Origin of the sequence: Mesorhizobium sp. M1348 (assembly GCF_040317925.1) — a bacterium.
GTDB lineage: Bacteria > Pseudomonadota > Alphaproteobacteria > Rhizobiales > Rhizobiaceae > Mesorhizobium.
In genome coordinates this window covers 41790-64842 of record NZ_JAMYLH010000008.1, presented here as the reverse complement: position 1 = coordinate 64842, position 23053 = coordinate 41790, and the positions used below count along the sequence as shown (strand labels likewise).

General features: G+C 65.2%; 23 protein-coding genes and 1 pseudogene. 9 read left to right on the top strand and 15 right to left on the bottom strand.

The genetic code is table 11. From position 1 onward, the window contains the following. Positions 1-94 precede the first annotated feature (94 nt). Positions 95-988, top strand: coding sequence for a sugar phosphate isomerase/epimerase family protein (locus NKH13_RS15925; protein WP_352912970.1), 894 nt, complete (start codon positions 95-97; stop codon positions 986-988). Between the two features lie 40 nt (positions 989-1028). Here NKH13_RS15925 and NKH13_RS15920 read toward each other — a convergent pair whose 3' ends face one another. Both NKH13_RS15920 and NKH13_RS15915 read right to left on the bottom strand, forming a co-directional pair. Continuing rightward, positions 1029-1484 (bottom strand): Crp/Fnr family transcriptional regulator, encoded by a 456-nt coding sequence (locus NKH13_RS15920; protein ID WP_352718480.1) that lies wholly within the window; start codon positions 1482-1484, stop codon positions 1029-1031. Between the two features lie 125 nt (positions 1485-1609). After that, positions 1610-2293, bottom strand: coding sequence for a response regulator transcription factor (locus NKH13_RS15915; RefSeq protein ID WP_023680479.1), 684 nt, complete (start codon positions 2291-2293; stop codon positions 1610-1612). Positions 2294-2437: 144 nt separating this feature from the next. Between NKH13_RS15915 and NKH13_RS15910 the strand changes: the two genes are divergently transcribed. Next, on the top strand, positions 2438-2974 hold the full coding sequence (locus NKH13_RS15910; RefSeq protein ID WP_352913174.1) for a L,D-transpeptidase family protein: 537 nt from the start codon (positions 2438-2440) through the stop codon (positions 2972-2974). A gap of 140 nt (positions 2975-3114) precedes the next feature. On the opposite strand, the gene NKH13_RS15905 is transcribed toward NKH13_RS15910, so the two are convergent. Beyond that, positions 3115-3360, bottom strand: coding sequence for a hypothetical protein (locus NKH13_RS15905; protein ID WP_352912969.1), 246 nt, complete (start codon positions 3358-3360; stop codon positions 3115-3117). A 162-nt stretch (positions 3361-3522) separates the two neighbouring features. Here NKH13_RS15905 and gcvA point away from each other — a divergent pair, with 162 nt between their 5' ends. Further along, a complete protein-coding gene (gene gcvA, locus NKH13_RS15900; RefSeq protein WP_352912968.1) occupies positions 3523-4443 on the top strand; it encodes a transcriptional regulator GcvA in 921 nt (306 codons plus the stop codon). Positions 4444-4446: 3 nt separating this feature from the next. On the opposite strand, the gene NKH13_RS15895 is transcribed toward gcvA, so the two are convergent. From NKH13_RS15895 to tsaD, 6 genes are read right to left on the bottom strand one after another with little or no spacing between them, the layout of a single operon-like run. Continuing rightward, positions 4447-4863 (bottom strand): DUF1761 domain-containing protein, encoded by a 417-nt coding sequence (locus tag NKH13_RS15895; protein ID WP_352912967.1) that lies wholly within the window; start codon positions 4861-4863, stop codon positions 4447-4449. 48 nt (positions 4864-4911) lie between these two features. Beyond that, positions 4912-5610, bottom strand: coding sequence for a class I SAM-dependent methyltransferase (locus tag NKH13_RS15890; RefSeq protein ID WP_502908310.1), 699 nt, complete (start codon positions 5608-5610; stop codon positions 4912-4914). Beyond that, the gene (locus tag NKH13_RS15885) at positions 5565-5990 is read right to left on the bottom strand and encodes an EVE domain-containing protein (protein ID WP_352468158.1); all 426 of its coding nucleotides are present in this window, start codon (positions 5988-5990) and stop codon (positions 5565-5567) included. The genes NKH13_RS15890 and NKH13_RS15885 overlap by 46 nt, the downstream gene beginning before the upstream one ends. 30 nt (positions 5991-6020) lie before the next feature. Continuing rightward, on the bottom strand, positions 6021-6317 hold the full coding sequence (locus NKH13_RS15880) for a YciI-like protein (RefSeq protein WP_292663798.1): 297 nt from the start codon (positions 6315-6317) through the stop codon (positions 6021-6023). A 26-nt stretch (positions 6318-6343) separates the two neighbouring features. Next, positions 6344-7354, bottom strand: coding sequence for an NAD(P)H-dependent glycerol-3-phosphate dehydrogenase (locus NKH13_RS15875; protein WP_352912966.1), 1011 nt, complete (start codon positions 7352-7354; stop codon positions 6344-6346). Then, positions 7351-8436 (bottom strand): tRNA (adenosine(37)-N6)-threonylcarbamoyltransferase complex transferase subunit TsaD, encoded by a 1086-nt coding sequence (gene tsaD / locus NKH13_RS15870; RefSeq protein WP_352718534.1) that lies wholly within the window; start codon positions 8434-8436, stop codon positions 7351-7353. The genes NKH13_RS15875 and tsaD overlap by 4 nt, the downstream gene beginning before the upstream one ends. Before the next feature lie 104 nt (positions 8437-8540). Between tsaD and hemC the strand changes: the two genes are divergently transcribed. From hemC to NKH13_RS15840, 6 genes are all read left to right on the top strand, one after another. Next, positions 8541-9467, top strand: a complete 927-nt coding sequence (gene hemC, locus NKH13_RS15865) for a hydroxymethylbilane synthase (protein ID WP_352912965.1) — start codon at positions 8541-8543, stop codon at positions 9465-9467. Between the two features lies 1 nt (position 9468). After that, a complete protein-coding gene (locus NKH13_RS15860) occupies positions 9469-10185 on the top strand; it encodes a uroporphyrinogen-III synthase (RefSeq protein ID WP_352912964.1) in 717 nt (238 codons plus the stop codon). A gap of 493 nt (positions 10186-10678) precedes the next feature. Then, on the top strand, positions 10679-12169 hold the full coding sequence (locus NKH13_RS15855) for a COG4223 family protein (protein WP_352912963.1): 1491 nt from the start codon (positions 10679-10681) through the stop codon (positions 12167-12169). A gap of 8 nt (positions 12170-12177) precedes the next feature. Continuing rightward, positions 12178-13794, top strand: a complete 1617-nt coding sequence (locus tag NKH13_RS15850) for a heme biosynthesis protein HemY (protein ID WP_352912962.1) — start codon at positions 12178-12180, stop codon at positions 13792-13794. Between the two features lie 39 nt (positions 13795-13833). Then, entirely contained in the window at positions 13834-14313 is a 480-nt protein-coding gene (locus NKH13_RS15845) for a tellurite resistance TerB family protein (RefSeq protein ID WP_352468165.1), read from the top strand. A gap of 18 nt (positions 14314-14331) precedes the next feature. After that, positions 14332-15048 (top strand): glutamine amidotransferase, encoded by a 717-nt coding sequence (locus NKH13_RS15840; protein ID WP_292657163.1) that lies wholly within the window; start codon positions 14332-14334, stop codon positions 15046-15048. An 80-nt stretch (positions 15049-15128) separates the two neighbouring features. Here NKH13_RS15840 and NKH13_RS15835 read toward each other — a convergent pair whose 3' ends face one another. From NKH13_RS15835 to NKH13_RS15810, 6 genes and pseudogenes are all read right to left on the bottom strand, one after another. After that, positions 15129-16370 (bottom strand): MFS transporter, encoded by a 1242-nt coding sequence (locus NKH13_RS15835; protein WP_352912961.1) that lies wholly within the window; start codon positions 16368-16370, stop codon positions 15129-15131. A gap of 184 nt (positions 16371-16554) precedes the next feature. Then, positions 16555-17019, bottom strand: a complete 465-nt coding sequence (locus NKH13_RS15830; protein ID WP_352468167.1) for a Ros/MucR family transcriptional regulator — start codon at positions 17017-17019, stop codon at positions 16555-16557. Positions 17020-17183: 164 nt separating this feature from the next. After that, entirely contained in the window at positions 17184-17888 is a 705-nt protein-coding gene (locus tag NKH13_RS15825; RefSeq protein ID WP_352912960.1) for an ROK family protein, read from the bottom strand. Between the two features lie 19 nt (positions 17889-17907). After that, a complete protein-coding gene (gene zwf, locus NKH13_RS15820) occupies positions 17908-19284 on the bottom strand; it encodes a glucose-6-phosphate dehydrogenase (RefSeq protein WP_352912959.1) in 1377 nt (458 codons plus the stop codon). Between the two features lie 22 nt (positions 19285-19306). Then, entirely contained in the window at positions 19307-20323 is a 1017-nt protein-coding gene (gnd, locus tag NKH13_RS15815; protein ID WP_352912958.1) for a phosphogluconate dehydrogenase (NAD(+)-dependent, decarboxylating), read from the bottom strand. A 46-nt stretch (positions 20324-20369) separates the two neighbouring features. Continuing rightward, positions 20370-22822: pseudogene (locus tag NKH13_RS15810) on the bottom strand (glucan 1,4-alpha-glucosidase). Positions 22823-23053 lie beyond the last annotated feature (231 nt).

Below are 23053 nucleotides of genomic sequence, written 5' to 3'. Positions count from 1 at the left end.
GGTATGCCCGGCCGCACCTTTTTTGTTCGAGCAACGGATTGCCAAAACCGATTTGGACTTACGTCCGCTACTCCTGCAATAACCGGAGACAATCATGTCGCGCATCGGAATCCACTCATTCGTCTGGTCGGCGAGCTCGGCGCAGGGCGACCTCGAGCGGACGCTGGCCAACACCAGGGAAGCCGGCTTCGACCTGATCGAATTCTCCTATCTCGACCCCGCCAATGTCGACATTGATGGGTTGGCCAAGCGGATCGCCGATCTCGGCCTCGGTGTTGCGATCAGCATCGGACTGCCGGCCGACGGCGATATTTCGAGCGCCGACAAAACGATTGCCGCGCACGGCGTCGAAATCCTGAAACGTACGATCGCGCTGACCCGCGATCTCGGCGGCCAGAAGGTTGCCGGCATCCTCAGCACCAGCCACGGCTTGCAGAGCGAGGCGCCGACGCGCGACCAGTGGAACCGCAGCGCCGGCACGCTGGCCGAGGTGGCGGAGACGGCAAAATCAGCCGGCGTCACCCTCAACCTCGAAATCGTCAACCGCTTCGAAAGCAATCTGCTCAACACCGCAGCGCAAGGCATGGCCTTCATCGCGGACAGCGGCTCCGACAACATTTTCCTGCATCTCGACAGTTTCCACATGAACATCGAGGAGGCCGATGTCAGCTTGGCCATTCGCAACGCCGCAAGGAAGATTGGCTATGTCCATATCGGCGAGAGCCATCGCGGCTTCCTCGGCACCGGCAATATCGATTTTGCGGGGATATTCGATGCGCTGACCGCCATCGGCTACAGCGACGACCTCAGCTTCGAATCCTTCTCCTCGGAAATCGTCGACGAGAACCTGTCGCGGAAAACCGCGATCTGGCGCAATCTGTGGACCGACAATATGGAGTTGGCCAAACATGCGCGCCGCTTCATTGCGCTCGGACTGGAGACGGCGCGGCGCAAGGCCGAGCTTGTTTCCGCAACGCACCGGCCTTGAGCCCTCGCGGTTCCAATCTGGTTAGGCCAGAGGCGCTACATTAGCCGGCAAAACGCGGCCCAAGTTCCTCGATCCGGCGGATCATCGCCTGGAAATCCTCCGAGATGCGCTGGTGCAGGTGAACCGCCAGCTCCGGATATTCCTCGAGGATGCGGCGGAACATCTTGCGGCTGAGCCGCAGCACTTCCGAATCGATTTCGGCGGAGGCGCTGGTCAGCCGGTTGGTGTCGGCGATCAGCGCCAGTTCGCTGAGCATGGTGCCGGGGCCGGCGGTGCCGATCGGGATGCGCTCGCCATCGTGCTCGCGGTAGAGGACGATGCGGCCGCTGATCACGATATAGGCGCAATCAGCCTCGTCGTCCTCGCGGTAAAGCTTGTGGTCGGCTTGCAACTTGGTGGTTTCGGCGCCGAAGGCGAGCAGACGCAGCTGTTCCTGCGTGAAGCCCTCGAAGAGCCTCACGGCGGACAGGATGCGGATGTCGTCATCCAGCGCCATCTAGCTATGTCCCCGAACCGTCAGTCCGACTCCTCCCCTACGAGGCCGATCCAGAACCACCTCCAGCCTCAGGACCGTACCCGAAAAGCGCCCCGCCCGGATCGCTTATTTGAATAATGAAATGTTTAAGGAACCAGCTTGTAGCCGCCGCTTTCTGTCACGAGAATTTCCGCGTTGGAAGGATCGCGCTCGATCTTCTGGCGCAGCCGGTAGACATGCGTTTCCAGAGTATGCGTGGTGACGCCGGAATTGTAGCCCCAGACTTCCTCCAGCAGCACGTCGCGGGTCACCACCTTCTGGTCGGCGCGGTAGAGATATTTGATGATCGAGGCTTCCTTTTCGGTCAGCCGAACCTTGGCGCCGCGCGGGTCGATCAGAAGCTTCTGGCTGGGCTTGAACGTGTAGGGGCCGACCGAGAAAGTGGCGTCCTCGCTCTGTTCGTGCTGGCGCAGCTGGGCGCGGATGCGGGCCAGCAGCACGGCAAAGCGGAACGGCTTCGTCACATAGTCGTTGGCGCCGGCCTCGAGGCCAAGGATGGTGTCGGAATCGGTATCATGGCCGGTCAGCATGATGATCGGCGCCTTGTAGCCGCCCTTGCGCAATATCTTTACCGCCTCGCGGCCATCCATGTCGGGCAGGCCGACATCCATGATCAGCAGGTCGATGAGCCCGCCGCGCGCCGTGGCGACGCCTTTGGCGGCGGTCGCTTCCTGCAGGACATCGAATTCCTCATAAAGCGACAATTGCTCGACAAGGGTGCCGCGCAGGTCGTCATCGTCGTCGACGATCAGAATGGTGCGTGAAGTCATGGATCAATCCGTTGTTTTGAAAAGAGATTTCAGTTGACCGCTGCCTGTTTATGCGGAAGCTGACCGGCACAACAGCCGTTCACAGTGATTTGTTCCGTGGCACGATCATACAAGAAAAAACACGATCGCAATGCAGTCGGCGCAATTTTGCCGAAAGGGCTCACCGTGCTCACCGTGCGCGCGCGCCCAGGCCAGCCCAGCCAAGGCTTTCTGCAGGCTGGCAAACTCGTGTTTCCATGTGCGCTGGGGCATGGCGGCATCTCGGCCGGCAAGCGCGAGGGCGACGGCGCCACCCCGCTTGCCTCGATGCGGATATTGTCGGGATATTTTCGCGGCGACCGTTTTGCCGGCGGCCGCCGGACGCGGCTGGCGATGACGCCGATCGGCCGCGATCTCGGCTGGTGCGAGGTGCCTGGGGACCGCAACTACAACCGTCCGGTAAAAATCCCGTATGGCGCCAGCCATGAGCGGATGCTGCGGGCCGACGACCTCTATGACGCCTGCCTGGTGCTGGACTGGAACTTTGTGCCGCGCCGGCGCGGGCGCGGCAGCGCCATCTTCTTCCACCTGGCGCGCCCCGGCTTCACGCCGACGCAAGGCTGCGTCGCGGTAACGGCCCGCACCATGGCACGGCTGCTGCCGCTGCTGTCGGAGCGGACGGTGGTAAGGGTGGTAAGGTAAGGGAGTAGGGGAATAAGGGAGTAGGGGAATAGGGCAGTAAGGGTAAGACAGGCGCGGGCGCGCCGCTTAGCTTTTCCTACTCCCCTACTCCCCTACTCCCCTACTCCCCTACTCCCCTACTCCCCTACTCCCCTACTCCCCTACTCCCCTACTCCCCTACTCCTTTGCCACCCTATGTCGAGAAGGCCGAGCCGGCCGAGTTCCCGGTCCATGGCGCGTGCGATGTCCTTGCGTTCGCCGCCAATGTCGCGCAGCTGGCGGTCGGAGAGATTCTCGACATTCTCGTAGGGAAGACTGACCGCGATTCTCGCGTGCCGAAGCCAGTCAAGCACGGCGCGCAGCCAGGCCGGGCGGAGGCTTACAGAGCGCAAGGTGATGTCAGACATGGTGCAATCCGCTTCTCCGGACATCAAATCCGGTTTGATGTTTCTTTGATGCTCAGATCATGGCGGATTGAAATTCAAACGGGAAACGAGTAGTTTTTTCCGCATCTTCAAGTTTTGTTTGAGGATTGGAATGCTCGACCGAACCCTCCTCGTCTGGCACTGATGGCGCGCCTGTTGCCTGGAACCCGTGCGCTGCGGACGCTGGAGGCAGCGGCCCGGCACCTCAATTTCACCCGCGCCGCCGACGAGCTCGGCCTGACCCCGGCAGCGGTCAGCCACCAGATCAAGGAAATCGAGGATCAGCTCGGCATCGTGCTGTTCACACGCACCAGCCGCACGATCCGGCTGACCGAGGCGGGCGCGGTGCTGTTCGAAGCTTCGACCGATGCGCTCGACCTGCTTGGTCGGGCCGTCTCACGGGCGCAGAAGACAGCGCGCGGATCGGCGCTGCTGAAGGTCACCCTCGATGCGCAATTCGCGACGAAGTGGCTGATGCGGCGCGTCGACGATTTTCGCAAGCAGCATCCGGCGATCGAGCTGCGTTTCGACATCAGCTACGAGGTGCGCGACTTCGATCGCGACGACGTCGATCTCGGCATCCGTTTTGGCACCGGCAAGTATCCGGGGCTTCGATCGCACCGGCTGTTCGAAAACGTCATTATTCCCGTCTGCAGTCCGGCCTTGCTGCGGTCAGGGCCGCCGCTCAAGGAGCCGCGCGACCTGTTCCATCATACGCTGGCCCATATCGAGTGGTCGCGCCAAGGCGTCACCTGGCCGAATTGGAGCATATGGATGGCGGCGGCGGGCGTCGACGATTTCGACGACAGCCGGACCATCGTGTTCGGCAACTCGACGGATGCCGTCCAGGCCGCGCTCGACGGCAACGCGGTCGCGCTCGCCGATTTCGCCATGGTGGCAACCGACCTGTCCGAAGGCAGGCTGATCCGGCCCTTCGAACTCGGCATCAAGGTCGCGCCCGAATTCGCCTATTTCCTGGTCTATCCCGAAAGTGCGGCGAATGATCCGCGCATCGTCGCATTTCGCGATTGGCTTCTCGAGGAAATCGCCAAGACCCCGACCTGACGGTCAGCCCACCGCCGCGCCGAACCAGCCGATCACCGCGCCAATGAGAAGCAGCACGCCGAGCCAATGGCCGACATCGATGAGCGTCAGATCCCAGCCGAAGCCTTCGTAGCGATGGTTGACTGAAAGCGTGGTGGCGACGAACCCCAGCCAGAGAACGAAGCCGAAGATCACCCCGGCAAGCAGGCTCGGTTCGCCGCCGGTCACCGCGCCGATGATCAGCGACATGACCAGCGCCATGACGAGGTCCGCGATGAAGGAGACGACGAAGGGCAGCATCGATTTGCTCATCGTCGCCGGATCAAGCTTGGCGGCCTTCAGCCACGGCTTGCTCAAGCCCATGTACCAGGCCGCGCCGAACAGCCATGCCACGACGGCGGCGACGATTACCGCCAGCCAATTGATTGCTGAAAAATCCATGGTTCCCTCCGGTCGATTGCGCGATGGAACGCCTGTTCGGCGATGCCGTCAAGCAAGACGCCAGACGGTCGTGCGCTTGACCTCGGCGTCCTCCAGCGCCCGGGTCACCGCCACTTCATAGACGGCAAGCGGTTTCAGTCCCGCCCTCGGCAGATAGGAACGGCCGGGATCGCCGACGAGGATGTCGGCGCCGCGCGCCTTCAGAGTGACGAACCACGGCATCAGCCTGTCGGCAAAGGACTTGTCGTAGAAGACATCGCCGGCCAGCACGACGTCCCACCCGGCATCGCTGCCGATGCAGTCGCCGATGAGGAATTTTATCTCGGCTCCATTTGCCTCGGCGTTGAGGCGGATCGCTGTCGCGCAGAGCGGGTCGATATCGGCGGCGATCACCTCCGCGGCGCCAGCTTTGGCCGCGGCAATGGCGACAAGGCCGGAGCCGGAGGCGAAGTCGAGCACGCGCCTGCCGCGCACCGCCGCCGGATTGTCGAGGATGTAGCGGGCAAGGCCCTGGCCGCCGGCCCAGGCAAAAGCCCAGAAGGGCGGCGGCAGGCCGATTTCGGTCAGCTCGTCCTCTGTCCGCTGCCATAATTCATGTGCCTCGTCGGCCAGTTGCAGGCGGATCTCCGGCACATGCGGCGGCGCCATCAGCGCCGTGTTGTCGAGGATGAATTTCTTGGCGCTGTCCGGCGTCAGCGCCGTCATGGCGCCGGCGTCAGGCCGCCCATGCGGCAAACTTCTTGCCATTCGGCCGGCGTCACCGGCTGCACGGACAGCCGCCCGAGCCGCACCAGCGCCATGTCGGCCAGCTTTGGATTGGCCTTGGCCTGCTCCAGCGTCACTGGCTTCGGCATGTCCTTGAAGGCGCGGATATCGACGCACTCCCAGCGGGGGTCGTCGGTGGTGCTGTCCTGATGGGCCAGAGCGCAGACTTCGGCGATGCCGACGATGTCGAGCCCGTCATTGGAATGGTAGAAGAAGCCGAGATCGCCGATCTGCATCGCCTTCATGTTGTTGCGCGCCGCATAATTGCGCACGCCGTCCCATTGCGTGCCGGCCTTGCCCTTGGCCTTCAGCATTTCGAAGGAGAAGACCGAGGGTTCGGATTTGAACAGCCAGTAGTTCATTGTTTTGCTCCTCCTCAGGTGCCGCCTCGATTAGATATCCGCCGGTTTGTTGAAGCTCCAGTTCCACTGCCGGATTTCGACGCTTTCGAACAGCCCTGCCTTGGTATAGGGATCGGCCGCCGACAGGGCTTTTGCCGCAGCCAGATCGGGCGCCTCGACAACGGCGAGAGTGCCGTTCGGCTTGCCGTCGGCGTCGAGGAACGGGCCGGCGAAGGCCAATTTCTTGTCGCCGTTCAGCCCTTCCAGGAAGGCAAGGTGCTTGGGCCGCGTATCGAGCCGCACCTGCAGGCTTCCTGGCTTGTCCTTGCAAATCAACGCAAACAGCATCTTTCCATCTCCGCAATCGTTCGGGATTACATGTCGGTTTCGGTCTTGAGCGGCCTTGTCATCAACGCCGACACAGCCTGGTCTATGGTTATGGTGCCGTCCAGTATGGCGGCGACGGCGGCGATGATCGGCGCGTCGATCCGGCGCTCGCCGGCGATGCGGGCGGCGATTGCCGCCGTCGGCACGCCTTCCGCCAGAGGCAGGCCGGCGAGCGGCTTGCCTTGCCCCAGCGCCAGCCCATAAGCGAAATTGCGCGACTGGGCGGACGAGCAGGTGAGCAGCAGGTCGCCGAGGCCTGAAAGCCCCATCAGCGTCTCCGGCTTGGCGCCAAAGGCGGCGCCGATGCGGCGCAATTCGACGAAGCCGCGCGTCACCATCGCCGCCTGGGCGCTGGCACCGAGCCCGGCGCCGGTGACGGCACCCGCGGCAATGGCAAAGACGTTCTTCAGCGCGCCGCCGATCTCGACGCCGATTAGATCGTCGCTCGAATAACAGCGCAGATTTTCCGCCGAAAAGCGGGCGGCAAGGTCGGTGGCCAGAGCCTCGTCGCGGGCGGCGACCACGACGGCCGTCGGCAGGCCCCTGGCGACGTCGGTGGCAAAGCTTGGGCCGGACAAAGCGGCGACCGGATTTGCCGGCAGGATTTCCTCGGCAATGGATGACAGCAGCGCGCCGGTGTCGCGCTCGATGCCCTTGGCGCAGAGGACCAGCGGGACGCCTTTCGGCATATGGCTGGACGCCGCCGTCAGCATAATCCGCAACGATTGCGCCGGCGCCACCGCCAGCACGCAGTCCGCGCCGTCGAGCGAGGCCTCGATGTCGCTCGTCGCCACGATGCCGGGATCGAGCGCGATGCCCGGCAAATAGCGCGGATTTTCGCCACGGTCGATCGCCGCGACGGTCTCCGGGTCGCGCGCATAGAGGCGGACGAAATGACCGGCTCGCAGCATGGCCAGCGCCAGTGCCGTGCCCCAGGCGCCGCCGCCGAGCACGGCGACGCGCCAGCCGCTTGGCGCCTTGTGTTCGCTGCCGGTCACGCCTTGGCCCCACGCCGGCCCGAGCCGACCATCGGGGCCGAGACGCTGTCCAGCGGCCAGCGCGAGCGCGGCACGAAATCGGCCGCGTTTTCGCCTGATATGCCGGCGCGCAGGCGCTCGATGCCGGCCCAGGCGATCATCGCCGCATTATCGGTGCAGAGGTTAAGCGGCGGCGCGACGAAGCTGAACCCGGCCTGCTCGCACAGGCCCTGCAATGTCGCCTTGATGGTCCGGTTGGCGGCGACGCCGCCGGCGACAACCAGCGCAGGCTCGGCCTTGTCCGGGAATTGCTGACGGAACCGGGTCAGCGCCCGCGCAACACGGTCGCCCAGCGCATCCGCCACCGCCGCCTGGAACGAGGCGCAGATATCGGCAACATCCTGGTCGCTCAGCGGGGCAATCGCGGTTGCCGCCTGGCGCACCGCGGTCTTGAGGCCGGAGAAGGAAAAATCGGGCTGCGCCGAGCCCTTCATCGGGCGCGGAAACGCAAAACGCGCCGCATCGCCATTTGCCGCCGCCTGCTCGACATTCGGTCCGCCCGGATAGGGCAGGCCGAGCATCTTGGCCGTCTTGTCGAAGGCCTCGCCAAGCGCGTCATCGATCGTCGTCGCCCAGCGCTGGTAGTCGCCGACGCCGCGTACGGCGACGATCTGGGTATGGCCGCCGGAGACCAGCAGCAAGAGGTAGGGAAAGCCGAGCCCGTCGGTCAATCTGGCCGTCAGCGCGTGGCCTTCGAGATGGTTGATGGCGATCAGCGGTTTTTTGGCTGCCGCGGCGATTGCTTTGGCCGTCATCAGGCCGACGATCAGCCCACCGACAAGACCGGGACCGGCGGTGGCGGCAATCGCATCGATGTCGGCGAGCTCGACGCCGGCATCGGCCAGCGCTGCCTCGATGATGCCGTCGAGCGCCTCGACATGGGCGCGCGCGGCGATCTCCGGCACGACGCCGCCGAAAGCAGCATGCTCCTCGATCTGGCTGAGCACGATGTTCGACAGGATTTGCGGCGTGCTGCGACCGTCCAGCGCCACCACGCTGGCGGCGGTCTCGTCGCAACTCGTCTCGATGCCCAGAACGCGGATCAATTCGTCGCTGTCCTCGATGATTGTGCAACCGGCCTTTCCCCGATAGGAGAAAGCCCGGAAAACGGCCTCGATCTGCCGGGGGTTATCACGGACGGCGCGTCATGCAAACAACCTTGAAAATCGGAACACGCGGCAGCCCGCTGGCGCTGGCGCAGGCGCATGAAACGCAGGCGCGGCTGATGGCCGCGCACGGCATGCCGGCCGAGGCGTTCGAGGTGGTCGTCATCTCGACCAGCGGCGACCGCATCCAGGACCGGCCGCTGTCGGAAGCCGGCGGCAAGGGCCTGTTCACCAAGGAGATCGAGGAGGCGCTGCTGGCGCGCCGCATCGATATCGCCGTGCATTCGTCGAAGGACATGCCGACGCTGTTGCCCGAAGGGCTGGAACTGTCCGCCTTCCTGCCGCGAGAGGACGCGCGCGATGCCTTCATCGGCAAGGCGGCGCGAACGATTGCCGGCCTGCCACAAGGCGCCAAGGTCGGTTCGTCGTCGCTGCGGCGCCAGGCGCTGATCCGGCGGATGCGGCCGGACGTCGAAGTGGTGATGTTCCGCGGCAATGTGCAGACGCGGCTGCGCAAGCTCGACGACGGCATCGCCGACGGCACCATCCTCGCCTATGCCGGGCTGAAGCGGCTCGGGCTCGAAGATGTCGTCACCGACCTGATGCCGCTCGACGTCTTTCCGCCAGCGCCGGGACAAGGCGCGATCTGCATCGAAAGCCGCATCGGCGACCGCGACGTGGAAGCGATGCTGACGGCGATCCACGACGGGCCGACCGGCGAGGCGCTGGCCTGCGAGCGCGCCTTCCTGGCGGCGCTCGACGGGTCCTGCCGCACGCCGATCGCCGGCCATGCGACGATATCGGGCGGGACGATTTCCTTTGCCGGGCTGATCATCTCGCCCGATGGCACGCAGTCGCATGAAGTCAGGCTGCAAGGGCCGGCGCAGGAGGCGGCGCGCATCGGCGCGGAAGCCGCCGCGACCGTTCGGGCCAAAGCCGGCGAAACATTCTTCGACGGCTGGACCTGACATGCTCCGCGTCCTGGTGACGAGGCCCGAACCGGGCACCTCGCGCACGGCGCGCCGGCTTGCGGATGCCGGCTTTCAGCCGATCCTGCTGCCATTGACCGAAACCGTGGCGCTGGCGGTCGATGCCGGCGCGGTCGCCGATGCCGCCGCCGCGGTCGCGGTCACCAGCGCCAATGCCGTTCGCCATGCGCCGAAAGAGGTCATCGCGGCGCTCGCGGGCTTGCCGTGCCACACCGTCGGCAGGAAGACGGCGGAAGCAGCCCGCGCTGCCGGGTTTCTGTCGGTCAGCGAAGGCCCGGGCAATGCCGAGGCGCTGGCCGATGCACTTGCTGGTGGTTTTGCCGGGCAGACGATCGTCTATCTCTGCGGGCGGGTGCGGTTTCCGGGTTTCGAGGAGCGGCTGCAGGCGGCGGGCGTTCAGGTCCGCGCCGTCGAGACCTACGACGCCGTTGTGCTGGATTACTCCGATGAGGCCGTGCTTGCGCGCCTGTCCGCCCGGCCGGTCGAGGCGGTGCTGCTCTATTCGGCCAAGGCGGCCATGGCGATGCAGGCCCTGGCTGGCCGGCCGGCGCTGCGTGGCCTTTTTCAGGACACGCGCTTTTTCGCGTTGTCGGGGCGCATTGCCGCGGCCCTGGGCGATGTCGCCGGCGAAAGGATCCGGATAGCGCCGGAGCCCAGCGAGGATGCCTTGCTGGGGCTTTTGCAGGCGTCGCGCTGACCGGCACTCGAGGCGGCTCTATCCCTGTCCTCCAGATGTTGACGCCGCCCCTCACCTGCCTGCCGGCATCCTCTCCCCGTATAGTGACGGGGAGAGGGGTGCCTTCGCCGAGGATTTCGCCAATCTCCAGCGTTGCAGAAGAAGCGTCGAGCCTCGTGACAGCCCCTTCTCCCCGTCACTATACGGGGAGAAGTGCCCGGCAGGGCGATGAGGGGCAGCGCCAACATGGACGATTGCCCTCGAGTCACATTTTGTTCTTGCTTTGTGCCGGCAGCTATGCTAGAAAATCACTGATGGTGCTGATTCGCCCCAACGACCCGCCGCCGAGGCGGGTTTTTTGTTTCTGGCCCCGCATGCCGTATCCCAAAACCACTGCGGCGTTTTGCCAAAACTGAACTCCAAGCCGTGGCGTCATCACGCCGCCCCTTTTCACCGCTTGGTGATGTGCTAGACCCTTTCAACCATCCCGAAGCGAATTTTGCGGAGCCCGAGTATGGTCAAGACGCCGAAGATGCGGCATTCCAAGAGCCGCCGTGAGCCGGTGACCATCGAGCTCGAGCCCGGCGCCGTCTCGCGAGTCGCCGACGAACAAGATGTCGCGACCTCGCAGACTGACGAGGCGCGGGCCGAGGAAGCGGCGAACGCCTCGCAGCCCGAGCCGCCTGAAGAGCCGGTGCATGCCGACCAGACCGATCTCGAGCCATGGGAACACGCCGACGCAGCCGCGCGCGCCGGCACGGAAGAGCCGGCGGATGCCGGCACCGATTCTACCAGGGAAACGGAAACCCCTTATCCCGCCGGTTCGGATGCGCCGCCCGGTCGCTCCACGGCTTCCGACTACAGTTTCGAAGATGCATCCAGCGGAACCAGGGCCAACGAACCGGGGATCCCGGGCTCCGGCGAGAAGACAGCCGAGACGAGGGACGACCATATGGCAGCGCAGCCGAAGCGGAGCGGCATCAACGGCATCGCCGCCGGTATTGTCGGCGGCGTCATCGCGCTCGCCGCGGCCGGCGGGCTGCAATTTGCCGGCCTGCTCGGTGCGCCGGGGTCGGGCCCCGTGTCGCTCGACGCCGTCAATGGTGAGATCGTTTCGCTGAAACGCGAGGTCGCGGACCTCAGACAGGCCGGCGCCAACAATGACGCATCGGCCAAGGTGGACGGGCTGTCATCGGCGCTGGACCAGGTCAGGGCGGACGTCGCGGCGTTGAAATCGACGGTCGAACAAGGCGGCGCCGGCGACAATGCCGGGGTGGCAGCACTTGGCGACAAGGTCAGGCAGATCGAGACGGCGGTCGCGGCCCTCGGCAAGGCCGGCGGCACGGCGCCCGTCGATCTCGGCCCGCTCAACGAAAGGCTGGCCGCGCTCGACGCGCTGGTGAAATCCGCCGGCGACACGGCAAAGGCGCAGGAAGGCCGGCTTGCGGCCCTGGAACAGTCGGTTTCACAGCTCTCGGGCAAGGTCGATGCACAGGCTTCGCAGCCGAAGATCGCGCTGGCCATTGCCGCCTCGGCGCTCAAGGCAGCGCTCGACCGTGGTGCGCCGTTCGCCGCCGAGCTCGAAACCTTTGCCGCCATCTCACCCGATGCACCCGAGATCGCGACGCTGCGCGCCTTTGCCGAAAAGGGCGTCCCGACGCGGGCCGAGATCGCCGCCGAAGCGGACACCGCCGCCAACGCCATGGTCGCTGCCGCGACGCCCGTCGAGCAGAATGCCGGCATCCTGCAAAAGCTGCTGTCGAGCGCCGAATCGCTGGTCAAGGTCAGGCCGATCGGCGCCGTCGAAGGCACCGGCGTCCCGGAAACCGTCGCCCGCATGGAGGTCGCGGTCAATCAGGGGGACTACGCCAAGGCGCTCAGCGAATACGAAACCCTGCCTGACGCGGCCAAGGCCGCCGGCGCCGACTTTGCCGGCAAGCTGAAAGCTCGGATGGAGGTCGAGATGCAGATCGAGTCGCTCATCGCCGGCGCGATGAAGGCGTGAGGAACCCAATGATCCGCATCCTCGCCTTCCTCGCCGTCGTCTTTGCGCTCGGGCTCGGCTTCGCCTGGCTGGCCGACCGGCCGGGTGAAATGCTCGTCACCTTCAACGGCTATCAATACCAGGTCAGCCTGATGGTCGCGGCGGTGGCGGTCGTTGCCGTGGTTGCCGCGGTGATGATCGTCTGGTGGCTGGTCAAGGCGCTGTGGAACAGCCCCTATACGATCTCGCGCTATTTCCGCGTGCGTCGCCGCGACCGCGGCTATCAGGCGCTGTCGACCGGGATGATCGCGGCTGGTGCCGGTGATGGCGCGCTCGCCCGCAAGAAGACTAAGGAGGCGGCAAAGCTGATTCGTTCCGACCAGGAGCCGCTGATCCAGCTGCTCGACGCGCAGGCCTCGCTGCTCGAAGGCGACCATGAGGGCGCCCGTGAAAAATTCGAGACCATGCTCGACGATCCCGAAATGCGGCTGCTCGGCCTGCGTGGGCTTTATCTCGAGGCCGAGCGGCTCGGCGACCGCAATGCGGCGCGCCACTACGCGGGTCGTGCCGCGGCAGTGGCGCCGCAACTGGCATGGGCGGCCGAATCGACGCTGGAAGACCTGACCGGCCGCGGCGATTGGGACGGTGCGCTGAAACTGGTCGACGCCCAGAAGTCGACCCGGCAGATCGAGCGCGATGCGGCCAACCGACGCCGCGCCGTGCTGCTGACCGCCAAGGCGCAGGCGTTGATCGACAGCGATGCCAATGCCGCCCGGACGGCGGCTCTGGAAGCCAACCGGCTGCGGCCGGATTTCGCGCCGGCGGCGGTCGTCGCGGCAAAATTGCTGTTTCGGCAGAACGACGTGCGCAAGGGCTCGAAAATCCTCGAGGCGGCGTGGAAGGCCGAGCCGCATCCCGAGATCGCCGAGCTCTATACCCATGCCAGGCCGGGCGATGCCGTGCTCGACCGGCTGAACCGGGCAAAGAAGCTGCAGGACCTGAAGAAGAATCATGCCGAGTCCTCGCTTGCCGTGGCGCGCGCCGCGCTCGATGCGCAGGATTTTTCAACCGCCCGTCGGGAGGCGGAAGCCGCCATCCGAATGGATCGCCGCGAAGGCGCCTATCTGCTGCTCGCCGACGTCGAGGAGGCCGAGAGCGGCGACCAGGGCAAGGTGCGGCAGCTGCTGTCGAAGGCGGTGAGGGCGCCGCGCGACCCGGCCTGGGTCGCCGACGGCGTCGTCTCCGAACGCTGGACTCCGGTATCGCCGATCACCGGCAGGCTCGACGCATTCGAATGGCGGGCGCCGATGGAGCGGCTCGGCCAGTTGATCGACAGCCATGAGGATACGCCGGAGGCGCCGGTGCCGGCCATCGCGGCTCCAGCCAAGCCGGTAGAGGAAACAGCCGAGGCGATCGAGCCCACAGCGGTTGCTGCCGAGACGCCGAGCGCGGCGACCGAGGAGAGGCCGGAAAACCGTGCCGGCGAGGATCATGTGACACCGGTCACCGCGGCGGCATTTGCCGCGGTGCCGGACGATGCCGAAGCCGTCGAGCCGGCGCAGGAATTGACGCGGCTGCCTGACGACCCCGGCGTCGATCCCGACGACGCGGCGGATAAATCGGCGCGCCGGTTTCGTTTGTTCTGATCAGGGTCGAGCGGACCCGGGCTTATTGGGAATGATTTGATGTTCGAACGCGTTCTGTCGTTTCTAAGGGATCTGCCGTCCGGTGGTGGCGACAGCCCCAGCGCCGACGATCCGCGCATTGCGGCGTCCGCCCTGCTTTTCCATGTGATGAACGCCGACGGGGTGCGCCAGGATACCGAATGGGAGCGGTTCAAGAAGGTGCTGGCGGAAAGCTACTCGATCAGCGGCGACGAACTCGACGCGTTGGCGGCTGCCGGCGAGCGGGCCGACAATGAGGCGATCGACCTCTACGCCTTCACCAGCGTGCTCAAGCGCCATCTCGACGCCGAGGCGCGAAAGGCCTTCATCGGCCTGATGTGGGAGATCGTTTATGCCGATGGCGAGCTGCACGAACTCGAGGACAATACCGTCTGGCGGGTCGCCGAGCTGATCGGCGTCGAACGTCGCGATCGTGTCGAGGCGCGCCTCAAGGCGGCCGCCGCGGCTCCTGGTGCTGCCGGAACGTCGAGCGACGAATAGACAGGATCCCGCCTTCCAATGCCGCCCAAGCCAAGCCCGAGACCAAAGATCCTGATCGTGCTGCATCAGGAGCATTCGAGCCCGGGGCGGGTCGGCCATATGCTTATCGAGGAAGGCTTCGATCTCGACATCCGCCGCCCGCCGCTCGGCGAGGCCTTGCCGCAGACGCTGGATGGCCATGCCGGCGCCGTGGTGTTCGGCGGGCCGATGAGCGCCAATGACGGCGACGAGTTCGTCCGCCGCGAGACCGACTGGCTCAAAATTCCGCTCAACGAGAACCGGCCGCTGCTTGGCATCTGCCTCGGCGCGCAAATGTTGGTCAAGCATCTTGGCGGCAGGGTCGAGGGCCATGGCGAGGGCCTGGTCGAAATCGGCTGGTATCCGCTGAAGGCGACCGAAGCGGGCAGCAGGCTGATGCATTGGCCGGAGATGGTCTATCAGTTCCATCGCGAGGGCTTTTCGCTGCCCAAAGACGCGACGCTTTTGGCGACGGCCGAAACCTATCCCAACCAGGCCTTCCGCTACGGCGACAATGCCTGGGGCATCCAGTTCCATGGCGAATTGACCCGGGCGATGATGCAGCGCTGGGTGGTGCGCGGCGCGCACCGCTTCGAACTGCCCGGCGCGCAGCCCGGCCGCGACCATCTCGGCGGCCGGCTGATCTGGGACATGCACCTCAAGCGCTGGCTCGGCGAGTTCCTGCCGATGATTTTTGGCAAGCCGGCGCTGCGGTGAAGTCGGTGCATGTGCCCAAAAGTGTGCAGCGGTCTTGGGAAAACGACATGCACAACAAACGAACTAAAGCGCGTCGCGCTTTAGTTTCGTCCCCTGAGATGACGCACCTTGCGCAGCTGGGGGAACAGCACCGCCCATAGACCGGCGACAGCGATCGCCCCGACGCCGCCGACCACCACGGCCGGAACCGTGCCAATCAACGCCGCCATGGTGCCGGCGCGGAATTCGCCGAGCTCATTGGAGGCGCCGACAAACACCTGGTTGACAGCGTTGACGCGGCCGCGAACGTCGTCCGGCGTCCACAGCTGGATCAGCGTCTCGCGGATGTAGACGCTGAACATGTCGGTGGCGCCGAGCAGGGCAAGGGCTGCGATCGACAGCCAGGTGATGGTCGAGAGGCCGAACAAGACGGTGAACGCGCCGAACAGCGCAACGAAGCCGAGCATAACAAGGCCGGCATGGTTGCGGATCGGGTGTCCGGCCAGCCAGATGGCGACGCAGACGGCGCCGACGCCGGGCGCCGAGCGCAACAGGCCGAGCCCCCACGGGCCGAGTTCGAGGATATCGCGCGCATAGACCGGCAGCAGCGCCGAGGCGCCGGACAGGAGCACCGCGAACAGATCGAGCGAAATCGCGCCGAGCACGATCTTTTCGCTCCAGATGTAGCCGAAGCCGGCGAACAGGGTCTGCACCGTCGGCCTGTCGGTCCGGCTGCGCTGGGCAGGCTTCGGGATGGTGAAGATCAGCACGGCGGCGATGAGCATCAGCACGGCCGCGGTGGTGTAGGCGGCTTCGGCCGAAAGCCCGTAGAGCAGGCCGCCGGCGACCGGCCCGACGATGGTTGCCGTCTGCCAGGCGGACGAGTTCCAGGCGATGGCGTTGGCGAAATCCTCCGGCGGCACCAGATTGGCGAACAACGATGACGAAGCCGGCCCGAAGAAGGCGCGCGCGATGCCGAACATGGCGAGCACGATGAAGACCGGCATCGGCCCGGAGAGGCCGCGCAGCGTCAACAGCAGAAGGGCCAAGGCGCAGCCCGCCTCGACCAGCACTGCCAACGCCATGATCAGGCGGCGCCCGAAACGGTCGGCAACGTCGCCGGTGACCAGCACCAGCAGCAGCGAAGGCAGGAACTGGACGATGCCGACAAGGCCGAGGTCGAACGGGTCGCGGGTGAGATCATAGATCTGCCAGCCGACGGCGACTGACACGATCTGGGTGGAGAATGTCGAGAGAAAACGCGCCGCCCAGTAGCTCAGGAACGGCCGGTGGCGAAAGGCTGCATAACGCTGGTCAGGCGGTACTTGGGATTCTGTGGTCATGGAATAAGGCCCCGTGGCGGCGATGTCGGCCGGCGGGGCACTTCCACGATGGGCGCTGGTCCGGCCAAAAGAGCCTTTAGCGCAGTTCGGCGCGGGACGCGCGCAAAAATCCGGCCTGGATCAACAATTTCCGCTCCGCCGGGCGTTGCCGCTGGCGGAGCGACCGGACCTGATCCGAACGCTTTTAGGCCGTCGCCTTGGCCTTCCTGCCCCTGCCCTTGACGGGCGCGGGCGGGGCGGCTTTGCGGCCGAGGCCGATCGCCTTGGCGAGCTGCGAACGCGAGGCAGCGTAGTTGGGGGCGACCATCGGGTAGTCGGACGGCAGGCCCCATTTGGCGCGATAGGCGTCGGGCGTCAGCCCGAAATGGACGCCGATATGGCGCTTCAAGGATTTGAACTTCTTGCCGTCCTCGAGACAGATGATGTAGTCCGGCGTCACCGATTTCTTGGGATTGACGGCAGGCGTCAGCGGCGCGGCGACCGGCACTGCCGGTTGCCCGAGCCCGCCTATGGAGGCGCTGACGCTGGCGATGAGATCGCCGAGGCCGGAAGCCGGCAAGCGGTTCTTCTCGACATATGCGGACACGATATGGGCGGTCAGCTCGAGCAGGTCGATGTCTTTGCGAGCGTTGTTGTTGTCGTCGATCAATCTATTTCTCCGTCCGTGGGGGTCGCAGAAATTCCTAGTCGGCAAATCTGCGCAATGCAATGACGCCGCACCACGTCACACATTATTTTGAATAATAATACTAACGGCAGCGCGGGATTAACAACCCTGAGCCGGTGCTCGATAATATCAGACAATCAGCAATATCAGATAATCAGGGATTTGTCGCGCCATAGTCGAAATCCGCCTTCGAAGGCGCGTGTGTTGTCGCCGCGTCTGCAATCGGCGGGCAAGTCGGTGAGTTCGTCGACATTGCCGCCGCCGATGACCACGTAATCCGGCTGCATCGCGGTGCGAAGCCGGTCGACGACGTCGAAGACGTATTTGCGCCATTTCTTCTTGCCGCGCTTTTGCAGGCCGCGTTCGCCGACATAGTCTTCGAAACTGCCGCGCTTCTTGTAGGGAAGATGGGCAAGCTCCATCGGCTGGGCGACGTTATCAACGATCATCGCGGCCCCCAGGCCGGTGCCGAGGCCAAGGAACAGCATGCGGCCGCCCTCATAACTGCCGATGGCCTGCATGAGCGCATCGTTGACGACCTTCACCGGCTTGCCGAGCTCAGCGGCGAAATCGCAGCCGACCCAGCCCTTGCCGAGATTGGCGGGTTCGGTCAGCGGCCGGTTGTGGTGCACCGGACCCGGATAGCCCATCGAGACGACATCGTATTGCAGCCCTTCGGCCAGCGTCTTCACCGCCGCGACCATCTGCTGCGGCGTCAGCTCCGGTCCGGAAGCGGTCTTGCGCTCGTCGCCGCCGGCGCTGGTGCGGATCTTGACGTGCGAGCCGCCGATATCGATCGCAAGCACGATCTTTTCTTCGTCCGATGCCTGTTGCTTCACCGCTTTGGCCACCGCTTTCGCCTCCCAGAAATCATTTTGTTGGATTGATCCAGCCGTTCGGCGGCCCGAATCCAGCCATGGCTTCGGCCGGCCCCCACGTCTTTGGCGCGTAGACAGGGGGCGGCGTGGTGTCGCCGAGCACCGGACCGACGATGCGCCAGGCGAGCTCGCTGGCGTCCTGGCGGGTGAACAGCTGGCCGTTGCCGTTCATGGCGTCGCCGATCAACCGCTCGTAAGGCGGCATGTCGCCCTTCGAATCGTCGAGCGCGGTGAGCTCGACCTGCTCGCCGACCATGTCGTCGCCGGGCGCCTTGCGCCGGGCTCCGATCGAGATCGCCACCTGCGGGTCGATGCGGAAGCGCACGTGATTGCAGTCGCCGGGTTTGATTGGATCGAAGACGTCGAGCGGCGGCCGCTTCAGCCGCACGATGACCTCGGTGGCGTGCACCGGCAGGGATTTGCCGGCGCGGATGAAGAACGGCACATCCTGCCAGCGCCAGGTATCGACGAAAAAGCGCACTGCCGCGAAGGTCTCGACCGGCGAATTCGGCGCCACGCCCGGCTCGCTGAGATAGCCGTCGAACTGGCCGCGCACGACATCGTCCCTGGTCAGCGTCCGGATCGCCCGCAGCACCTGCACCTTCTCGTCGATCAGATCGTCGGCCGAGCGGCCGACCGGCGGCTCCATGGCGAGCAGCAAGAGGATGTTGAGCAGGTGGTTTTCGATGACGTCGCGGATGCAGCCGACCTCGTCATAGAAGCGGCCGCGGCCCTCGACACCGAAATCCTCGGCCATGGTGATCTGCACGCTCTCGACGTAATTGCGGTTCCAGATCGGCTCGAGGAAGGAATTGGCGAAGCGGAAATAGAGTAGGTTCTGGATCGCCTCCTTGCCGAGATAATGGTCGATGCGAAAGATCGACTTCTCGTCGAAGACCAGATGCAGCACCCGGTTCAGCCAGCGCGCCGATTGCAGATCGTGGCCGAACGGCTTTTCCACCATCAGGCGCGCGCCCTGGGCGGCGCCGGACTGTTCCAGCCCCTGGACGACGACCTCGAACATGGCCGGCGGCACTGCCAGATAGTGCAGCGGCCGCTCAGCGCTGCCGAGTGCGGCTTTCAGCTTCTCGAAGGTCGCAGACGCACGGTAGTCGCCGCTGACATAGCGCAGCAGCGATGCAAGCCTGGCGAAGATCTTCTCGTCGATGCTGCCGATGGCGTTGACGATGCCGTCGCGGGCGCGCGCCTGCAGCTTGGCGAGGTCCCAGGGATCGAAGGCGACGCCGATCACCGGCTCGCTCAGCGTCCCCTTGGCCACCATGGCGTAAAGGGCGGGGAAGATCTTCTTGTGGGCGAGATCGCCGGTGGCACCGAAAAGCACCAGCGTGTCCGATCGTTCCTGGCTCATGGGCGTGCCTCCCTGTCGCCCGTCACGAGCCGGCCTTGGGTTTTTCGACATGGCCGCCAAAGGCATAGCGCATGGCGGACAGAAGCTTGTCGGCGAATTCGGATTCGCCTTGCGAGGAGAACCTGTCGAACAGCGCCGACGACAGCACCGGCGCCGGCACGCCGGTGTCGATCGCCGCCTTCAGCGTCCAGCGTCCTTCGCCGGAATCCGAAACCCGCCCGCCGAACTGCGTCAACGACGAATCGGCCTTCAGCACGCCGGCCGTCAAATCGAGCAGCCACGAGCCGATGACGCTGCCGTGCCGCCAGACCTCGGCCACTTCAGCGATGTCGATGTCGAACTGGTAATATTGCGGGTTTTCCAGCGGGCTGGTTTCGGCGTCGGCGGTGCGCTGCCGCTTGCCGGCATTCGCCGACTTCAGGATGTTCATGCCCTCGGCATAGGCGGCCATGACGCCGTATTCGATGCCGTTATGGACCATCTTGACGAAATGGCCGGCGCCGCTCGGCCCGCAGTGGAGATATCCGAAGGGAGCGGTTCCGGCGTCCTTGCCGGGGGCAGGCGAAGCGGCGTCGGCGCCGGGCGCCAGCGTTGCGAAGATCGGATCGAGATGCTGGATCGCGCTGTCGGGACCGCCGATCATCAGGCAATAGCCGCGCTCGAGGCCCCAGACGCCGCCGCTGGTGCCGACATCGACATAGCTCAAGCCTTTCAACGCCAGGCGCGCGGCGTGGTCGACGGCCTCGTGATAATAGGAATTGCCGCCGTCGATGATGATGTCGCCCGGCTCCATCAAGGCGGCCACCTGGTCGACGATCCTGCCGGTGATCGCCGCCGGCAGCATCAGCCAGGCGCTGCGCGGCTTCGCCAGCTTGCCGACGAACTCCTCCATCGAGGCGGCTCCGACCGCGCCGGCGCTCACAAGCGCCGCGACGCTCGCCGGGTTGATATCGTAGACGACGCATTCGTGGCCATCACGCAGCAGGCGCCGAACCATGTTGGCGCCCATCCGGCCCAGTCCCATCATTCCTATCTGCATGGTCTCGTCCTGCCTTACTTGAGGGATCGATGATCTAGTGGCGCTGTTATTGAAGCATGATCTTTTCCGAAAACCGGTCTCCACTTTGCGGGATCATGCTCTCTCCGGTATCGCCGATGCCGACAGAAAAGTCAGCGTTCTCCCAACGGCCGGCATCGGACCAGAAGAATGTGAAGACAATGCTATTGCCCGGAGCGGCGTCGGCAACCGGCAACTCCGCGAGATGGATGCCGAAAAGATTCGCGGTGGTCTCGGCGTCATGGATGGTTGCCCAATTGTCGCTGCTCCAATGAACCACCGCCCGGGCCAGAAGTTCGATGCGCAACGCCTTGCCTGCCGGGATGGTACGGATCTTGTGGTTGAAGCGCCATGCCCTGAGGCGCGACACCGTCCTGCCCTCGACATAGCGCTTGACGCCTTGCGGCGGCATGTCGAACACGGCGCCGTCGCGCAGCGAACGCAGCAGTTTGATGTGCTCGGAATGCGCCCAGACCAGCGGCTTGGCGCTGCCGGAGGGCCCGCCATGCCGCAATTCGCGCTCCGGCATGTCGGGACCGTCCCAGACCTGCTCCGGCAGCAGGCCGCCCGGCCCGGCAGAGTTCTCGAACGTCCTGAGCAGGCTTGCCGCACTATCCCTACGGCCCGCCGCCAGCTCGTAATGGGCGCGCTCGCCGACCAGAAGCGGCCAGGGGCGACCCTGGCCGGTTCCATCGAAGGGCGCGCCGTCGGCATGCTCGCCATAGCCGTCGCCATTGTAGCGGTACCAGAGCGGGCCCTGCGGCAGTTCGCAGCGCAATTGCGCGTCGATGACCTTGACCGTGTCGAGGATGCGCGGATCGTCGGCTGCCTCAAGCCGAAGCGGACCAGTGCCAGCGCATCCGGGCTGACGATCGCCTCGGCCGGGCGGTTCGCATCGCCGGGCGGACGGTTCTTGATCGGTACAAAGCCGTCCTTCGGCGATGCCGCGCCGGCCGTCTCGGGCGGGGCGATGCGGACATAGTAGCCTTCGACGCCGGCTTCGTCGCATGCGGCGGTGCCGACGACGTAGGTCCAGCGCTCGATCTGATCGTTCCAGATATCGGCGGTTTCGCGCAGATAGTTTGCCGGCTCTGTTTTGCCGGCGGCGTCGAACATGTCCGCAGCCGCAAGCAGCGCCGCGATCTCGACCGCAAGTGTGAACGGGCTGTAGCCGGCGTCTTCTTCCCAGCGGTCCTCGCCGGTGACCGGGCCGTTGCGCACGACATAGGCGGCAGCGCGCTCGATCATCGGCATGAAGGAGGAGAGTGCGGCATGCGGCAAATGGCCGGCGCGGCGCAGCGCGTCGGCGAGCAGCAGCGGGAAGGCGCATTCGTCCATCTGAATGCCCGGCCAATAGGCCGACCCGTCGAGCCAGGCGTTCTGCGGCCAATGGCCGTCCGGCTGCTGGATCGAGCGCAGATAGCCAAGGATGCGCAAGGCTTCCGCCGGGTCGCCGGCGGCGAGGAAGCCGCCGGCGGTTTCGACCAGATCGCGCGGCCAGACCAGGTGATAGCCGCCGAGGTCGTCGTCGCCCTTGTTGAAGCCCCACGGGATCGACAGGCTGGCAACGGCTGCTCCGGCGGACGAGTGGTGTGCCGCCAGCACCGCCGTGCTGAGGCGGTAGTTGTTGAGCCCGGACGCCGCATGCCGGTCCAGCGGCAGCAATCCAGACTGCCATTGGCGCCATTTGTCGATGTAGGGTCTGGCTGCGGGCCCAAAACCTTGGTTCAGGCTGGCGAAAGCAGTCTCCGCCGCCTGTTGCGGCGTCGTGCCGAAGCCCAGTGCCAGCAATATTTTTGGGTTCGCGGCCGAAAAGCCGATCTCGCCGATCAGCGCGACATTGCCGTCCTCGGCCCTGCGGCAGGCCGGATCGAGCCGGCCGCCTTGACGAAGCTGCTGCCAGCCGTCGGAGACGCCGACATAGCCGGCCGCGCACGCCTTCCACGGCAGCGACGAGACGAGCGCCAGGCAGGTGCCGCGTCCCGATGCAAACAGGACAGGCTGTCCTTCATGGTCGTCGATCCAGGCGGTGTTGCCCATGCCGGCGTTGACGAGGTGCGGCGCCAGCAGCGCGTAGACGCGGTAATCGGCGGCCGCGCCTTTGAGCGGCGTGAACATAATCTGCTGCAGCAAGACGGGACGTTCCGGATCCGTCAGGATGCGCTTTTCGATCCTGTAGGTTCCATCGCTTGCGGTGTTGACCAGCCGGTAGGCAGGCACCCCGTCCTCCAGGGGTTCGATGCTGTGCTCGGCGTCGCGCTTTTCTTCCGAGAAATAGCCGTCCGGTCCGGTGACGATCAGCCCCAGATCGCGGGTGCAGGCGCTGTCGAGGCGGGGATAGTAGATCTCGTTGAGAATACCATGGCTGATGGTGAACCAGATCGGGCACGCCGGCGAAAGCGCGGTGCCGACGCCGCTCTTGGCGCTCGACGTCCAGCGCGCCGGAATGCCGGGTGCACCCGGCGCAAGATTCGCTGCCATTCAATCGGTCTCCAGCGCCATCCCTAGACCAGGAGCCGAACCAGTTTCAATGATTGCACCGCAAGTTGATCGCTGGCCATGGATTGCTGTTGACAGCTTGTCGCCTATCTGCATTTGTCTGATAATAGATAAAAAACAGCATTATGAGCATATCAGCCATTAGCCACCAGCCAGCCATTAGCCACCAGCCAGCCATTAGCCACTAGTAAGACAGCAACTCACGGGAGGAGT

Bases quoted from the DNA above. Each gene is read 5' to 3' on its own strand.
- gcvA (WP_352912968.1), top strand. From the start codon at position 3,523: ATGGCGCGCCTGTTGCCTGGAACCCGTGCGCTGCGGACGCTGGAGGCA.
- NKH13_RS15885 (WP_352468158.1), bottom strand. From the start codon at position 5,990: ATGAACTACTGGCTGTTCAAATCCGAACCCTCGGTCTTCTCCTTCGAA.
- NKH13_RS15920 (WP_352718480.1), bottom strand. From the start codon at position 1,484: ATGGCGCTGGATGACGACATCCGCATCCTGTCCGCCGTGAGGCTCTTC.
- NKH13_RS15840 (WP_292657163.1), top strand. From the start codon at position 14,332: ATGCCGCCCAAGCCAAGCCCGAGACCAAAGATCCTGATCGTGCTGCAT.
- NKH13_RS15905 (WP_352912969.1), bottom strand. From the start codon at position 3,360: ATGTCTGACATCACCTTGCGCTCTGTAAGCCTCCGCCCGGCCTGGCTG.
- zwf (WP_352912959.1), bottom strand. From the start codon at position 19,284: ATGAGCCAGGAACGATCGGACACGCTGGTGCTTTTCGGTGCCACCGGC.
- NKH13_RS15915 (WP_023680479.1), bottom strand. From the start codon at position 2,293: ATGACTTCACGCACCATTCTGATCGTCGACGACGATGACGACCTGCGC.
- NKH13_RS15895 (WP_352912967.1), bottom strand. From the start codon at position 4,863: ATGGATTTTTCAGCAATCAATTGGCTGGCGGTAATCGTCGCCGCCGTC.
- NKH13_RS15835 (WP_352912961.1), bottom strand. From the start codon at position 16,370: ATGACCACAGAATCCCAAGTACCGCCTGACCAGCGTTATGCAGCCTTT.
- NKH13_RS15880 (WP_292663798.1), bottom strand. From the start codon at position 6,317: ATGCTGTTTGCGTTGATTTGCAAGGACAAGCCAGGAAGCCTGCAGGTG.
- NKH13_RS15860 (WP_352912964.1), top strand. From the start codon at position 9,469: ATGCTCCGCGTCCTGGTGACGAGGCCCGAACCGGGCACCTCGCGCACG.
- hemC (WP_352912965.1), top strand. From the start codon at position 8,541: ATGCAAACAACCTTGAAAATCGGAACACGCGGCAGCCCGCTGGCGCTG.
- NKH13_RS15890 (WP_502908310.1), bottom strand. From the start codon at position 5,610: ATGGCAAGAAGTTTGCCGCATGGGCGGCCTGACGCCGGCGCCATGACG.
- gnd (WP_352912958.1), bottom strand. From the start codon at position 20,323: ATGCAGATAGGAATGATGGGACTGGGCCGGATGGGCGCCAACATGGTT.
- NKH13_RS15845 (WP_352468165.1), top strand. From the start codon at position 13,834: ATGTTCGAACGCGTTCTGTCGTTTCTAAGGGATCTGCCGTCCGGTGGT.
- NKH13_RS15855 (WP_352912963.1), top strand. From the start codon at position 10,679: ATGGTCAAGACGCCGAAGATGCGGCATTCCAAGAGCCGCCGTGAGCCG.
- NKH13_RS15925 (WP_352912970.1), top strand. From the start codon at position 95: ATGTCGCGCATCGGAATCCACTCATTCGTCTGGTCGGCGAGCTCGGCG.
- NKH13_RS15850 (WP_352912962.1), top strand. From the start codon at position 12,178: ATGATCCGCATCCTCGCCTTCCTCGCCGTCGTCTTTGCGCTCGGGCTC.